General features: G+C 57.4%; 11 protein-coding genes and 1 tRNA gene. 4 read left to right on the top strand and 8 right to left on the bottom strand.

Annotation, left to right across the window (positions count from 1 at the left end):
• Positions 1-32 precede the first annotated feature (32 nt).
• The gene (locus OHD62_RS06565; RefSeq protein WP_263781656.1) at positions 33-479 is read right to left on the bottom strand and encodes a helix-turn-helix domain-containing protein; all 447 of its coding nucleotides are present in this window, start codon (positions 477-479) and stop codon (positions 33-35) included.
• A gap of 216 nt (positions 480-695) precedes the next feature.
• On the opposite strand from OHD62_RS06565, the gene OHD62_RS06560 reads away from it, so the two are divergent.
• Complete coding sequence (locus OHD62_RS06560; protein ID WP_263781655.1) at positions 696-1,856, top strand: hypothetical protein; 1,161 nt, start codon at positions 696-698, stop codon at positions 1,854-1,856.
• A gap of 174 nt (positions 1,857-2,030) precedes the next feature.
• Here OHD62_RS06560 and OHD62_RS06555 read toward each other — a convergent pair whose 3' ends face one another.
• The 7 genes from OHD62_RS06555 to OHD62_RS06525 all read right to left on the bottom strand — a co-directional run bounded on the left by OHD62_RS06555 (position 2,031) and on the right by OHD62_RS06525 (position 13,050).
• Positions 2,031-4,709: a DEAD/DEAH box helicase gene (locus OHD62_RS06555; protein WP_263781654.1), complete on the bottom strand. Its 2,679-nt coding sequence runs from the start codon at positions 4,707-4,709 to the stop codon at positions 2,031-2,033.
• Position 4,710: 1 nt separating this feature from the next.
• On the bottom strand, positions 4,711-6,387 hold the full coding sequence (locus tag OHD62_RS06550; RefSeq protein WP_263781653.1) for a site-specific DNA-methyltransferase: 1,677 nt from the start codon (positions 6,385-6,387) through the stop codon (positions 4,711-4,713).
• A gap of 5 nt (positions 6,388-6,392) precedes the next feature.
• A complete protein-coding gene (locus OHD62_RS06545; protein WP_263781652.1) occupies positions 6,393-7,574 on the bottom strand; it encodes a hypothetical protein in 1,182 nt (393 codons plus the stop codon).
• A gap of 152 nt (positions 7,575-7,726) precedes the next feature.
• Positions 7,727-10,678 (bottom strand): DEAD/DEAH box helicase, encoded by a 2,952-nt coding sequence (locus OHD62_RS06540; RefSeq protein WP_263781651.1) that lies wholly within the window; start codon positions 10,676-10,678, stop codon positions 7,727-7,729.
• Between the two features lie 108 nt (positions 10,679-10,786).
• Positions 10,787-11,236: a hypothetical protein gene (locus OHD62_RS06535; protein ID WP_263781650.1), complete on the bottom strand. Its 450-nt coding sequence runs from the start codon at positions 11,234-11,236 to the stop codon at positions 10,787-10,789.
• Between the two features lie 73 nt (positions 11,237-11,309).
• Positions 11,310-12,884 (bottom strand): hypothetical protein, encoded by a 1,575-nt coding sequence (locus tag OHD62_RS06530; protein ID WP_263781649.1) that lies wholly within the window; start codon positions 12,882-12,884, stop codon positions 11,310-11,312.
• Between the two features lie 91 nt (positions 12,885-12,975).
• Positions 12,976-13,050, bottom strand: a tRNA-Thr gene (locus OHD62_RS06525).
• Positions 13,051-13,055: 5 nt separating this feature from the next.
• Here OHD62_RS06525 and OHD62_RS35605 point away from each other — a divergent pair.
• The 3 genes from OHD62_RS35605 to OHD62_RS06510 all read left to right on the top strand — a co-directional run bounded on the left by OHD62_RS35605 (position 13,056) and on the right by OHD62_RS06510 (position 15,539).
• Entirely contained in the window at positions 13,056-13,418 is a 363-nt protein-coding gene (locus OHD62_RS35605; RefSeq protein ID WP_318528579.1) for a hypothetical protein, read from the top strand.
• 163 nt (positions 13,419-13,581) lie between these two features.
• Positions 13,582-14,874 (top strand): UDP-N-acetylglucosamine 1-carboxyvinyltransferase, encoded by a 1,293-nt coding sequence (gene murA / locus OHD62_RS06515; RefSeq protein ID WP_263781647.1) that lies wholly within the window; start codon positions 13,582-13,584, stop codon positions 14,872-14,874.
• A gap of 233 nt (positions 14,875-15,107) precedes the next feature.
• On the top strand, positions 15,108-15,539 hold the full coding sequence (locus OHD62_RS06510; protein WP_263781646.1) for a DUF2948 family protein: 432 nt from the start codon (positions 15,108-15,110) through the stop codon (positions 15,537-15,539).
• Positions 15,540-15,542: the final 3 nt, after the last annotated feature.

Here is a 15,542-nt window from a genome sequence, read left to right as displayed (position 1 = left end):
CCGCCCCGGAGTTCATCAGCATAGGGCAGGTGCTAGCCTGTGGGGCCGTCTTCCACGCTCTTCTGGCCGCCCGCGCCACCGAAGAGGGCACGCAGTATCCGTCTAAACAGCACCGACATCTTCGGATCTGCCCCGTTTGAGAACTTTCGGATCGCGCCAATGATCTCCCGCTCGTTTTCTGAGAACTCGCTCATTATTTCCTGAAACGCTGCGCGGTCCTTCTCATTCCCGTCCTGCAGGAGCGCCAGGAGGAATAGAGCTCGAGGATCGCTTTCAAGCGCCTTCGCGATGCTGACGACGCGATCAAGCGGCACCTTGGCTTTACCGCTCTTGAGCATCGAGATGAAATTGTCGTTCGGAAAGCCAATCTCTTTGGCGATCTCCCTCTGGCTTTTCCTGGATCTCAATTCGTAGATGCGCTTATCCAAGAATTTCGCGATCTCGGATTTATCGGCAGCGCCGCTGATATGGCTTTTCACGTGTTTGCTCTTTCTATAACTCATTGATATTGCTTTAAATATATCAATGAATGATAGGGGAAATTGATTTCCCATCAGCAACTGACACCCGAGCAGGGTTGCCAAGTTCGCCGATCTGGAGCGCTCAAATTCGCGCGCGATGTCGCGTCGCCGTTACGACTCGGATAATGGCCATCCGGTGTGGTCAATCGGCCGCTCGATGGGTGGCCGCCACAGATGAACTACTCGACCAACGTCGTCCTTAGGGGCATCAAAGACCCGATGCGCCAGGTCGTGCTGGAATACAACGCGGCTCCCACGACAGCGAAGCAGCGGCGGCTGGCCGGTAAGACAGTTGTTCACCCGGTGATCGATCTGGGTGACTACACGTGCCGAGCGGTCATCGACTGGGTCGATGTCTTCTTCTGGTTCGAACGCTCGACCCAGCTCCAATTCGTGCAAGAGGTTGTCGAGCCCATCATAGGTCGGACACCTTACGTGAAGCCGATTGACCCGGGACCTGGAAAAGTCAGCAACGAGTTTCGGATACGTTTCCAAGAGCCGCAGCTGGAAAAGCTGGCGAAGTGTGAAGAAGCTCTGGACAAGAAGTTCACACTGGAGATGCACGGAGTAGTCCGTTCGGTCGAAATCAGCGTCGATTTCAAACCCCTCACGCCCTCGACCGACAAGACTGGGAGGATGGTCGGCGTCCTGTCCCGGCATCTATTTCCGGACCGGGATTTCATGACTGTCGGTCTCGACAGACCGCGGTTCTTTTGGCGGCGAGGGAAAGAGCCAACCTTCCTGATGGGAGCTAACAACCTGCTCTCGTCCCATGCTGACAGACCTGCTCCCATCGACGCGACGTTCTGGGTTGGCAGAAAAGATGGACCGGTCAGTTGGCGCGTGATGGAAAAGACAATCGACAATCAGAACATCGAAGCCGGAACCTGGGATGAGCTACCGGTAAGCGAACATCGAGCAAGGATCGAAGTGACCTTGGATCGGCAAGAGCTAATCGACCTTGGAATCAACTTCCTGGATGATCTGCGACGCTTCAATTTCGCCAGGCTCCAGGGCCGATACTTTCAGTTCATGGTTCCGACGTTCGAGAACCGGTTCGGCAAGCACCCAGGTCATCGGGCGCTAGAAGCCGATCGATGGAAAAGGTTCATCAACGCCGGCATCGTCGGGGTAATTGCGATGGAGACGGCAAGGAAGTCGTTCAGACAGGGCGCGAGGCCGGCGCTCAAGAGCTTCCTGCGGGCTAAGGGGAGGAAGATCCCACCCTTGACCAGGCTCGGCACCGGGGCTTCAGGTGGCTTCCTCGCTTATCAGGCTCTCAATGGCCGGGTGGCGATGGCGCTGGAAGACCTAAAGGACAGGAAGGGTGGATGAGGGTGAGGCACGCTACTCACTAGTGATCAAGTTATTAGGTGGCCAGAACCACTGATTGGGTCGAACCCTTACGCCGAAAGCAGCTGCTCACATTCGGATCCGCCGATGGATAGAGTTTCCGGTGGGAAAAACCTGCCAAATCGGAATCGACGACGTTTGATGCTCGGGTGGGTTTCAGACCAACCTGTGCTTTGCCATCAGGCCTGCCAAGGTCGCACTCTCGATGACCGCACTTTCCGGCACGATCGCGTAGCCCCAAGCCTTCGACGCGGTGTCCGTCGATATCTGATTGGCGTGCTTGACCCATTCACAGGCCGCGCGAGATTTCTCCTGCACTGTCTGATCACTCATCTCGCCGTCGGCCTTGATCTCGACGATCAATTTCTGCGCCGAAAGCTCAACAACGAAATCCGGCTCATAGGCCTTGCCTGATCGATATTCGATCTGGAATTGCCCAGGGCCTGGCTTTACCCAGCGCAGCACGTCTTTCTCGAATTCGTTGTCGATCAGCGCAGCGAAACGGCGTTCGGTATCAGACTGGAACTTGTGAAAGTTGTAGGGGCTCTTGCGCGTCCCCTTGAACACGTAGCTTCTGGTGTTCGACAGCGGCTTTGCGGCTGAGTTTATGTCGAGCATCTTCGCGATGCTGGTTATGCTGATGCTCAGCGGTTTCAGCGACCGAAACGACCTAACAAGCTTTGCCTGGTAGTCCGCCGGCGTCTCGCGATAGTGACCTTTCATCTGCGCAAAGATGAACTCTGCAATGGCCTTCCCATGAGCGAGCGCGACGTTCTCAACATCATCCTCCGTCAACAGATAGCTCCGCAGATGCGAGACGGCCTGAGCGGCGAGCTTGTAAAGAAGGTCGGACTGAGAGTCGTAGTCGACCTGGTCGTAATCGATGAGGTGCTTGACGATATAGTTTTCGAGTAGACCTTCTTTCGGTCCGGCAATCGAGCGCGCCAGCTCGCGCTGGTTTTGGTCGCGGAGATTGCGGATCAGGATGCGATCCGATAGCGGCTGGTATCGGATTGTCTGTAGGCCCGTCAGATCGAAGGCGTCGAACCAGAAATTCACCTCCCGGCTCGGTATGACGACGATCTCAGGAATATCGATCGTATTCTCCGCAACACTGGCGGTGACGATGTCAACGATCTCCTCGACTCTTAGCTGGGCGACTATCCCCTCCAGCGAGCCCTGGGCGGGCTGCAGTGCGCGCCTAACGTCTGCAGCTAGTTCTTTGCGGACTTCCGACTTCAAAAGGTCCTGCACACCACCCTTGAGTTGGCGCTCATACTTGCGGGTGATGAAATCGAGCGCGGATTCAACGACCTTGCGGTCGTCGACGTGGCCGAAGACAGCCGCCTCCTCGTGCATCCCGTCTAAGGACGAACCATTGCCGATCAAGGCAGTCTCAAACGAAACTGGAATATCGATAACTCGTTCGGCCTCAGCCGGAACGTCCCCGCCCTTACCGATCGTCAGCGCCTTGATCTGGACAAGTGAGTCAGCGTCCCTTGCGCGCTTGATCACCTCGTCGAAACGGTCATGCGCAATTACCGTGAGCGTGTCGACCGACTCGATGCCGGTGCGTTCGCCATAGGGTAGCCTGAGTCCGCGGCCGAGGGTCTGCTCGGTGAGTATGTCGGAAGCTGAGGCGCGAAGTGGGATGATCGTGTAGAGATTGTTGACATCCCATCCCTCCTTAAGCTTGTTCACGTGGATGACGATCTCGGTGAGATTGTCGGTTTCTAGACCAACCAGCCGCTGGATTGCTTCGTCGCTTTCGTCGCCCCGCAGATTTGAATGAACCTCTGCGACACGGCCCTTATAGGCGCCCTTGAAGAACTCATCGCTTTCGATCCGGGCGCGCAAAGCGCTCGCGTGGGTCGTGTCCTGGGCGACGACCAGCACGAACGGATGCACCCGGTTGCGGCCTGATTGACGGGCGTAGAGGTCGAGCTCAACCTTCACATGCTCATGATAATGAATGCCGTCTTCGAGCATTATGAGCTCGAGCTGGTGATCGTCGAAATCAGCCCGGTTGAAATCCGCCCGGGTCGCTACCGCAGGTTCTTTCACCATCCCGTCGGCCATGGCATTGCCGAGCCCATATTCGAAAACGACATTGCGAAACGCGGTCGACTTGGCCCCGATGGATTTCGGAGTCGCCGTCAGTTCGAGACCGAGCGCTGGCTTAAGCTCGTTTACAGCCCTCATGCCGGCGCTTGCGCGATAACGGTGGGCTTCGTCCATCAGCAGCACAAGATCGGGAAGGGCCGCAAGATAGTCGAAATAGGATTCGCCGATGGTCTCGCGCATTGTGCGGATGCGCCCCTTGTCCTTGTTGATTTTGTCGACGTTGAAGATGTTGACGATGGCTTCGCCGCCGAAGAGGTCGGAGCCACGCACGCCCCGCCCCTCTTCCCAGGTATCACCGGTGACAATGACAGGCGGTGTTTGTGCGAACTGAGCGATACCGCGAAAAACATATTTCGGCGAAGTCTGCTTGGAGAAATCGGCGACTAGCTTGTCGTAAATGGTCGTGTTGGGAGCCAGCACGAAAAAGTTCTTGGAGCGGCCGGCGAGGTAGAGCCAAGCAATAAAGGCACCCATCAGGCGAGTCTTGCCCACGCCTGTGGCGATGGCGAAGCAGACCGAGGGAAAGTCGCGCTCGAAATCCTGCACCGAAGGATATGCGGCCTGGATTGCATCGAGCGCTGCGACTGGGTCTCCACCCTGCGCCAAGCCAATGCGGCCGACGATGTCAGCCAAGATATTAAGCGACTGCTCCTGCGGTGTGCGGAGTGACAGGCGCTGCGCGATTTGACGGCGAATGCGATCCTCGCTCATCTCAGGCCTCGCCTTCGTCGGCGCCGAAATGGAAAAGCGGCAGGTCTGACGCCTTCTTGCGCGGGCTGCCAATCGTCTGCGGCTCCTCCCCCTCGTCAAGTGCAAGCGGCAGGTTCCGGATGTTCAGCGAATAGTCGTCGCGGCCCCATTCGCATCTCGACAAGATCGCAGTCGGGATCTTCACCAGCGTCAGATTTTCAAAGGAGTCAGGGTTCGCATTGAAAGCCTTGCAGCAGATTAGCAACGAGCGGTCCGGGCCGACGTCTTCCGAAATCTTCCGGCATGCGTCGTGTGTCAGGTTCTGCGTTGTGACGTAGATAAAGTCGGTCTCTGTCGAGAAGCCGTGGTTCCAATATTCGTCAGGGCTCTGGGAAGGGGCGTAGGTGAAATTCATGTGCCTGCACAGCGCCTCGGCGAGCATCGCCGCGTTGTAGTCCTTTGCAATGACCCAGTTCCCGTATCTGTCGTGGACGAGCAGCGAGGGGGCGAGGCGGTAGTAACGGAATCCACCGCCACCTCTCCAATCGAGCGCTTTGGTGACACCGCCAGGTTCCGAGCCATCGATCACCTTCTTCAGGCGAGGAACAACGTGCGTCTCGGCATGGTCTCCAAGCTCGACCATAATCCAACGGCGCCCCATTTTATGAGCAACTGCGCCGGTCGTTCCGGAGCCAGCGAAAGAATCCAGCACGAGATCGCCGACGTTCGTCGAAATCTCAATTATTCTCTTGAGAAGACGCTCAGGTTTAGGTGTATCGAAAGGCTTATCCGCACCGAAAAGGCTGATGCTCTCTTTCTTCGATTCTTGGGTATTGCCGACTTCACTGTTCGGCCACCAAGTCCATGTGTTTCTACCGTCTTGCTCTAATAGGTATGTCTTCTTTCGAGGCATTCCCTTTCCGTCTTTGCCAAACCACATCCTTCCTTCAGACAGAAGTCTGAAATATTCAGTCTCAACCGTCACCCAGCACCGACCTTCTGGCGGGAAATATTCAGCGCCCCCCGGAGTCACAATTTTATACATCTGGTTCTTGCGGAAACCTTGAGCTGAGAAATTTGACGATGAAGTCCATGCCCCCCGAGGATCGTTATCGGGGTTGGCAAACTCTGCAGTCTGTGCGCCAGTTAGCGGGATACGATTGGTGGTAAAGAAACGCGTATCTTTCGCGTAAACAAGGACGTGGTCATGCGCTGATCCAAGCGTTGCACGGGAGTCTGGACCAATTCTCTTTTGCCAAACGACGTTCGCGATAAAGTTCGCGCGTCCAAAAACCTCGTCACAAAGCACTTTGAGATAGTGCGCTTCGTTGTCATCGATCGTGATCCACAATGATCCGTCGTCGGACAGCAGAGTCCTTATCATCTCCAGCCGATCGCGCATCAGACTGAGCCAAAGCGAATGCTCGAGTCCATCATCATAGTGCGTGAAGGCGCTGCCGGTGTTGTAGGGCGGATCGATGAAAACGCATTTGATCTTGCCAGCGAAATCCGCTTCGAGCGCCTTAAGAGCGAGCAGGTTGTCGCCGCGGATCAGCATGTTGTCGAAAATGTCGGCCCCCGAGTGACGCGCGGAAGCGTGATGCGATAGCGACGGATCCTCGATCAGGATGCGCGGCTCGAGCTTCGGTCGCTCGTCCTTGCCGATCCAGGTTAGTTCAAGTTTGGTTTTCTTTGACATTGGACTCAGTCGGCTTGAGATTCGCGATGGCGGAGGCGTCGATCTTCCTCGTCCTCCGCACGCCACCTCGCAAGCACTTCCTCTCGTTCGTCCGTGGAAAAGCGACTTGCCGACAGCTGCGATCTAACTTGCCCGTCTGATGTGGCATGGACAGTTGATCGGTCTGCAGCCACCTTGACGTCCATTGCCGTTTTCAGTTCGTCAGCAAGCCGAGCCCTTCTTTTCTCTGCTTGGCGTCGGCTTCGCTCGCGATGTCTCAAGGCTATTGCACGTTTCCGTTCCATTTCTGCAAGGAATTCCTCCGAATTGCCGTTTTCCAAATGTGTGCTGATGAACAGTGCATGACCCGCAACGTCATCGTCGCGTGCTAGTTTGGCGCCAACATCGTCGACGCGCTGCCCCGGTGTAGATTCTTTCGGGACGGCTTTGGCACTCCTGACGATCGCGGCCAATTTCTCGTCCCGTCGTTCTTTATACGGAATTCGATCCACCTGTTTGCTACCAATCGTGTCACTGGCATCCTGTGATCGCCAACGCAGCCGCCTATGGGCGGAAACATCTCCATCAACATGAGCTTGGCGAAGATGGTCGGTCGGTAAAAGAAAAGAAGGTATGGACCGCGGCACCGATTCACGAGCATCCCGGCCGTGCCGGACGTTCCAATGCATTGTATAGAGATGCTCGATTTCTCCGTGGCAACAGAGAGCTTCCATAACCTCTGTTTCAAAGGTGTCCCGAGCCTCTCGGAGTTTGATCACCCTAGTCTGCATCCACTGCTGAGCATCCATCTGCTTTCGCTCTAGCAGGTCGATTTGCGCGCTCACTCGCGCCTTTTGCTCTCCATCACGACGCTCGACCCGCAGCCAACGCCGGAGGTCTGCCACGTAATCATCAACCTCCTTCAGGCTATCGCGACCACGGTCTTCTAGCCTTCGAACAGCGCGGTCGACTTCAACTTCGCATTGTTCAAGCATGGATAGATGCTCGAGATCGCATGCACCTAAGAAATCCCAATAGAGCGCTTCAGACACCCATTCGAGTTCAACTGGAGGCAAGTCTTCGGGATCACTTGGAAGTGAGCATCCCAATTCAAAGAATTTGGCGGTCAGCCATGGTGAGATTGGTTCACCATGGTCGTCGATACAGGCGACTAAAGGAGCACTCCAGGTGCTGAAGGACGTCTCCATCGTAGCCCTCGACACCATCAGCCAGCCCGAACGATACCGAAGGGACCGGACCTCCCAGGCAGGACCTGAAAAAGTGTCGAGATACAAGTCACAAGCAATCGGCAGGTTTGCGAACTCACCATAGCTCGAGCTCGACGCCCTTCTCATGTGAGCTACTCGACCGTCCAGCGGACAGTGAAAAGCAGGTTCTTCTTTGGCTGTCGGTTCAGACTCTCCGCCACGTCGTCGAGCATGTCGGACACTTGCTTGCGCACCTCGCGACGCCGCTCGTGTTTGGAGAGCTTCAGATCGTCCATCTGGCCCTCCAGCTTCTTTATGGTGCGTCCAAGATCGAGCTTCTGCTCCATTGAGGCGTCAGGCGACCTGCGCTCTTTGCGCAGCGCTTTGATCTCGGCGTCGAGCACGCCGATCTGTGCATCCAGCTCGATTTCGATGTCCTTGGCGTAGTTGTCTAGGCGCGTTTCCTCTTCCTCGAGCCAGCGGAAGTTCTGTTTCTTCACCCGGTCCGAGAAGGCCGAAAACTGTTCGTCTTCGATGCGCTGAAGCCCCGAAGCATCAATGGGGTCCTGCAGTTCTTGAGCTCTTGACGGGACCATGAGCATGCGGTCGGCTGTTTCCGGCGGGATCGCAACCCCGTCATCCGTCACACATGAAAGCAGGAGGTCCTCCCGTGCTGAGTTGCGCGTTTGAATTTGCGCCTTTGAGACACGCAGCAGACCTGATTTTCCTACCAAATTCCTGACGTCGGCGAGCTGTCCGGGAAACGCATAATCTGACAGGTTGAACAGCACTGATGTGGGTCTCGATGGCTCAGCTCGCGCCTTTGCCTTTTCGACGATATCGGTCGCGAGATTTCCGTCCGAGAGTCGAAAGAACTGCCAGTCATGGTCATCGGCGTCGGGCCATTTGGTCGTCCAAGTTTTGCCTTCGTAGTCAAACCTGAAGATCGCGTCGTGGTGGAACCTGGCACCCGGCAACTCGGCATGGGCCACAATGATGAGGCGCCGTGTGAAATCGTTTACGGCGTTGTCCAGCTCGCCCTTACGGCCCTTCAGTCGAGCGACGACATCTTGGTCTAGATGCTCCAGCACCTTGGCTCGGGCCGATTGCATGTCGGAATCAATACGGTCCTGAAGGGTGGCGGTGAGCGCATCGAACTGCTGAACAATCTCGGCCTCAGTTCGGCTTGACTGGACAATTCCCAGGACGCGCTGCTCGAAATCGACGCCGCGCTCGATCGTGCCTAGAACTTCGTCGCTTGACCCGAACACGCCACTGAAGAGTTTGAACTTTTGGTCTAACAGTTCGTAGATCCGTTGCTCAGCCTGGTTCTTGCGGTTCAGCATGTTGACCACAGTGACGTCGATCTTCTGGCCGTAGCGATGGCAGCGACCAATGCGCTGCTCGACGCGCTGAGGATTCCATGGGAGGTCGAAATTGATCACTAGCGAGCAGAATTGAAGGTTGATGCCCTCGGCACCGCTCTCAGTCGCTATGAGGATCGTCTTGTCCTTCCCGCGGAAGGCATCGACAATGGCGGCTTTCATGTCCGCAGTCCGAGATCCGGAAACCCGGTCCGTGCCGGCATGTTCGTCGCGCCATGCCTGGTAGAGAGATTTGCTGACTGGGTCGTTATTCGACCCGTTGAGAAGAACGATCTGGCCGTCGTAACCGTTGGCCGACAGCAATTCGCTCAGGTATTTCTGAGTGCGAACGCTCTCCGTGAAGACTACGGCTTTGCGCTGGCCTCCCTTGCCTGAGATCGCATCGAGGATGCCAGGCAGCTGTGTGAGAAGCTTTTCGCCCTTCGCATTCTGGCCTATCGACTCGGCTAGGACCAGGAACGACTTCAGCTCGTCCAACTCAACAGCCAACAGAGCTGCGTCAATGACCTTCTGTTCACCATCCTCATCGTCCTCGAGCTCCTCCGCGATCTCCGCGATCGACTCGATGTCGTCAGTAACGGTTTCGTCGACGCGTTGTCGTTTCTCCAGACGTTCGATCAGCGCCCTGAGGTAGCCAGTGACTGCAAAGGTAGATGATCCGAGGATTTTTCGGACCTGGAGCACCACGAGCTGATTGGCGCGGTCGCCATAGGAGATGGTGTCCTTGCGCTGAAGGAAGGTCGACACCTTCTCGTAGAGTTGCACCTCCAGGCTTGGCGGTTCGAAATCGAAAATGACGGCGTTGCGCTTGGTGAAGTTGATGTGACCGGCCTCTTGAACTTGCCGGCGGAGCGTGCGGTAGCAAACCGGTATAAGGCGCTCGCGCAGGGCCTCGAGAGAGGCGGGCGTGGCGCGAGCGCCGGTGTAAAGGGTCTTGAAGGCTTCCTCGCCGCCAAAATGATTGTCGTCAATCATCGACACGATCCCAAAGAGCTCCATAAGGGAGTTCTGCAGCGGTGTGGCCGTTAGCAGCACCTTGAACGGATCCTTCAGGGCGTCTTTCAAGAGCTTCGATCGGAGAGCACCTGGTTTGTAGACATTACGCAACCGGTGCGCTTCGTCGAACACCACCAAGTCCCACTTGGTCAACGCGAGTTCATCGGCACATCGCGCCGCGAACTCATAGCTTGAGATGATGATTCCAGGCGCATCACGGAACGGCTTGGCGCGCCCCTCTTTTTTCAAGATTTTGTAGGTAGCCGACTCCAAAATCGTTGCCGGCAGCGAAAACTTCTCCCGCAGTTCCTGCTCCCACTGCTTGCGCAGCGAGGCTGGGACAATCAGAAGAATGCGGCGTTTCTGCTCGGCCCATTTCTGGCCCATAACGAGCCCAGCTTCGATCGTCTTGCCGAGACCCACCTCGTCGGCAAGCAGCACGCCTTTCGAGAGCGGTGACTTCAAGGCGAACAAGGAGGCTTCGACTTGGTGCGGATTCATTTCGACCCGCGCTGCGGTCAGAGACCGTGTGAATGCGTCCTGCTCAAAGCCATCTAAAGTTATCCGATGGCTGTGATAGTGGCCCTGAACTTGCGAGTAAGAACCCAAAAATTCCCCCAAATTGAATTCGCTCAAAACCAGACTGCCAAGTCGGATCGAGGCCCCCCCGGCAATTTCTACTAAGTAGCTGAAAATACCGCAAGCTGACGATAAATCATTCAATCACTCACTGCTAATAGCAGCGCCAGCTTTCGCCCGGCTTACATGTATTTGACGCTGTCTTACACGCGTCGAACTGATGGTAGCGGCCGGGTGGACAAAGCGCCATATTTAGATCGCAGGAACGGGCGGCGGACGCAAATGACCCATCGAAACCCAACCGAGCTCTGAGGCCTTTAGAACGTCGTAAAGTTCGCGCTCCTTGAGCTTGGCTTCCTGAAGCCGCATCGGATTCAGATGCTGATACACATGCTGCAACAATCGGACGCCATATCTACGAACATCCTCATTGGCCTGATTTCCGATGCGATGATTCCTTAATCGCTGTGGCGGACGGAGATGGGACATGCCAACATAAATTCCGAAGCGATCCGGATGATGCGGAAACTCGGGGTAGTATAGAAGGACTGCATAGACGTAGTGTTTCGTCGATTTGCCCGTGGGACTCGGTCCCCAGGTTCTCACTTCCCATTTCGAGAATGATTTTACTGTCTTGCCGGCTTTTTGAGCACGATCAATCCATTTCCAGTCCGGCTCAAGGCGATCCACACGTGTGACCATTTTCTACTCTGAAGCAATCATCGTCTACGCGGTCGTTGCGCTCGGTGGTGCAGCTTTCCAAGGCGACAACCCCCTAGGTGCAAAACTCATACCGGGGCAGCCGTGCAATCGCTGCCGCCTTTGCCGCAATTGTCACGTCCCCATAGTCGTCGCCGGCGGTTCGCCCCGCATGGCCCTGGATCGCGTCAAGCGTCCGATCAGCAAGCCCGATCTCCCGGCCGACCGTCTTGAACCGATGACGCCAACCATGGTTCGGACTCACGCCCTCAGGGATGACCTTCTTTGACTGCAACCATTGACTTACTCGGCCGGCCACGGTTTGCGCGGGAAGCGTCCCCTCCTTCTTCTTGGAGGGCGGGTAGAACAGCGGTCCATCGGCAGCCGCGTTCACAAATTCTACAAAGCCCAGATCGACCAGTTGCTGATGCAAGGGAACATCGCGATAATTGCCCGCCTTCACGGAACCAGCGTCAGGCGAAATCCGAAGCACCGGCACACCTTTTTCATAGCGGAAGTCCTGTTTTCGAAGCTGAGTGATCTCTGTGATCCGTGAGCCCGTATGCGCGCAAAGGATAGGCGACCATCGCTTCGCGGCGGTCGTCTGCGGTGCTTCCCGTGTTTGTGGATTGGCGGAATGTTTCGGCTGATGATCGCGAGCGACCTTCAAAACCTCAACTGCCTCGTGAAGCGTGAACCCCTGTTCGCGCGAACGCTGCTTTTTTGAAACTTTGATGCGAACATTTTCCGCGACATTGATTTCGAGCCGATCGTTGTTGACCGCCCATTTCAAGACCGTCCGCACCGAGGCCAAATAGACATCAGAGACGGTCTTGCTTGCGAGCGTTTTCAGGCTCGCATCTTTCCAATCGAGTAGGTTCTGCTTGGTGAGCTTGCGGGCATCATCGTGGCGGATGAACTTGGACAAGTTAGTGAAAACTGGGGTCCACCGTTTGCGAGCTTCCCTGCCTTTGCCGTCGGCCGCACGCTCATCAAGGTAGTCGGTGAGCAATCCCTTGAGAGAAACCGGCTGGTGGTCATCCTCGGCCGGCTCAGCGGCAGTTAGCAAAGGGTGCGAGGGTTCGCCTTTGAAGTCGCCGTCGTTTCGTTCGTGTTGCCTGGACATGGCCTCATAGGCGGAGACGCAAAGAGCTTGTGCGATTAGGCGCCAATCGCGACTGCCTTTGGTGGCTGCATGATTGCCGAGAGACTTGAACTCGTCGAGGCGCTCGCCGACGAGCCGTTCAAGCTCATCATCGGATAGTTTTCCCGAGTAGCCATCGCGAAAGCGCCGAGCTCCCTCGTAGTCGACCTCAAAGCCCGCATACTGATAATGTTGTGACCGGATCAACGCATCGTCGGCCAACCGCATTTGATAGTCTCGGCTGGCTATTTGCGGTGGAAGAAGTGGATAGCGGCCGACTGTGATCGACTGTTCGCCAGCGGCAACGGCGCGGCGCTCGCCAAGCGCAATCTCGTGCTGTAGGACGGCGACAGCACCCGGCAACATCTTCAAGGCTGTCCGGTAGTCAGGGCCGAGCGCTTTTCGCAATTCGGCTTTCCCGACATACAGCCGTAGCTCTTTGGGAACGACAAGCCGCGCAAAATAGCGGCCGTCTCGATTGAGGAGATTTCGAACTCGGCCGGTCATAAGTCCATCCGATCTGTTACGGCATTTGTAACGTCAGAATGGACAGAAACCGTTGCGTGTCAATGACTTCAGCAATTTCAATGGGATAGACTGGTGCTGCGAGAGAGGATTGAACTCTCGACCTCTCCCTTACCAAGGGAGTGCTCTACCACTGAGCTACCGCAGCCGCCGATGGCGGGGCTTCTGCCATATCAAACCGGCAAGCGCAAGGCCAAGCGCAAGGATGTGTGGAAGCCGGCTCCGGGCGGCTTTCCCGGACATGGCGGCGCCACAATGTTGGCTATGCCTGACTCGGGCTGGCCGATCGCTGGCTGGGACGGAAACATGAACGACAAGACAAATCCACCTGACAAGGGTGGTTCGCCGAAAGACGACCCATCTGGAAAAGGCAGCAGGGACCGCAAGAGCCGGCTGGCCGAGCAATTGCGCGCCAATCTGCAGAAGCGCAAGGCGCAGTCGCGCTTACGGCGCACTGGCGGGGCTGACCAGCGGCCGGACGGGCTCGGCTCGTTAAGGGAAACGCAAAAGGATTGACTTAATATCAACAGACTTGGCCCGGTTGCCAGGAAATCCTACTTCTTGAACCAAGCCGGCCAATGGTCTAGACGGGCTCAAGGGGTCTAGACGGCCAAATGGTCCAGACAGGACAGACTTAACCGATTGAAAACCGGCCTTCGGCCGAGGGGACATCTCTTCCATGGATCGCATCAGAATCGTCGGCGGCAACAAGCTTGCCGGAAGCATCCCGATCTCGGGTGCGAAGAACGCAGCCCTGCCCTTGATGATCGCCTCGCTGCTCACCGACGACACGCTGACGCTGGAAAACGTGCCGCACCTGGCCGATGTCGAGCAGTTGATCCGCATCCTCGGCAACCATGGCGTCGACTATTCGGTCAATGGCCGCCGCGAAAAGCAGCAGGAAGGCTATTCGCGCACCATCAATTTCTCCGCCCGCAACATCGTCGACACGACAGCCCCTTACGAGCTGGTGTCGAAGATGCGCGCTTCCTTCTGGGTGATCGGGCCGCTGCTTGCCCGCATGGGCGAGGCCAAGGTGTCGCTGCCCGGCGGCTGCGCCATCGGCACGCGTCCGGTCGATCTGTTCCTGGAAGGCCTGCAGGTACTGGGCGCCGATATCGACGTTGACACCGGCTATGTCATCGCCAAGACCAAGAACGGCCGCCTCGTCGGCAACCGCTACGTGTTCCCGAAAGTCTCGGTCGGCGCCACCCATGTGCTGATGATGGCGGCGTCGCTGGCCAAGGGCGAGACGGTGCTGGAAAACGCCGCTTGCGAGCCCGAGATCGTCAACCTCGGCGAATGCCTCAACGCCATGGGCGCCAGGATTTCCGGCGCCGGCACGCCAACCATCACCATCGACGGCGTCGAAGCGCTGTCCGGTGCCCGCGTCCGCGTCATTCCCGACCGCATCGAGACCGGCACCTATGCGATGGCGGTGGCGATGACCGGCGGCGACGTCGTACTCGAAGGCGCGCGGCCCGAGCTGCTGCAGACCGCGCTCGATGTGATTTCGCAGACCGGCGCCGAGATCACGCAGACCAATTCCGGCATCCGTGTGAGGCGCAACGGCGCCGGCATTTCGCCCGTCGACGTGACGACCGCGCCCTTCCCGGCTTTCCCGACCGATCTGCAGGCGCAGTTCATGGGCCTGATGACCATGGCCAAGGGCAGGTCGCGCATCACCGAGACGATCTTCGAAAATCGCTTCATGCACGTCCAGGAGCTCGCCCGGCTCGGCGCCCACATCACGCTGTCCGGCCAGACGGCAATCGTCGACGGCGTTTCCAAGCTGAAGGGCGCGCCCGTCATGGCGACCGATCTTCGCGCCTCCGTCTCGCTGGTCATTGCCGGCCTGGCGGCCGAAGGCGAGACCACGGTCAACCGCGTCTACCACCTCGACCGCGGCTTCGAGCGGCTGGAAGAGAAGCTCTCCGGCTGCGGCGCGGTGATCGAGCGGATTTCGGGCTGATAGTCGCGGGCAGTCGCTGCGGTCGGCGCAGCCCTTGCCCCTGCTGGTGGTTGGCGAAAGCTGAAGCGGCATCCGATCTCCCCCCTTGCGGGGGAGATCGGCAGCTTCGCCGACGGCGCCTACTCCGTGCCAACCTTAGGCGATTGCCTTGGGCCGGATCCGTGTCGAGGTTGCACGGACCAGAAAGACCGCCTAACAGAAGGCTGAAAACCAACCTTAGGTACAAATTCCGCATGGCTCTCAAGCTTGTCGCGCTCGACGATCAGGATCTGAGCATCGTCTCGGCCCATGTCCAGGACGCCGTGCTGAAAGTTGGCGACCTCGAATTCCTGCCGGCGGCCAAGCGTTTCGTGCTGACCATGAACCGCTTCGTCTGGGAGGCGAAATCGGGCCTGTTTCGCCAGCACAATGAGCGGCGGCAGGCCGTGCTGCACTTCGACCGGGTGCTCGGCGCCAAGACCAGCGGCATCGCCCGCGACAAGCCGGGCGAGGTGCTGTCGCTGCTGGCGATCAGCTTCGTTGAGATCAGCAAGCCTGCTGGCATTGTCGAGCTGATCTTTTCGGGCGGCGGCGCGATCATGCTCGATGTCGAGTGCATCGAGGCACGGCTCGCCGACATTGGCGGCGCCTGGGAAGCGACGTCGCGTCCCTTCCACAGAGCCTGAGCG

The organism is Mesorhizobium sp. YC-39, assembly GCF_025753795.1.
In the GTDB taxonomy this organism is placed as follows: Bacteria; Pseudomonadota; Alphaproteobacteria; order Rhizobiales; family Rhizobiaceae; genus Mesorhizobium.
This window is presented reverse-complemented; position numbering and strand designations above follow the sequence as displayed.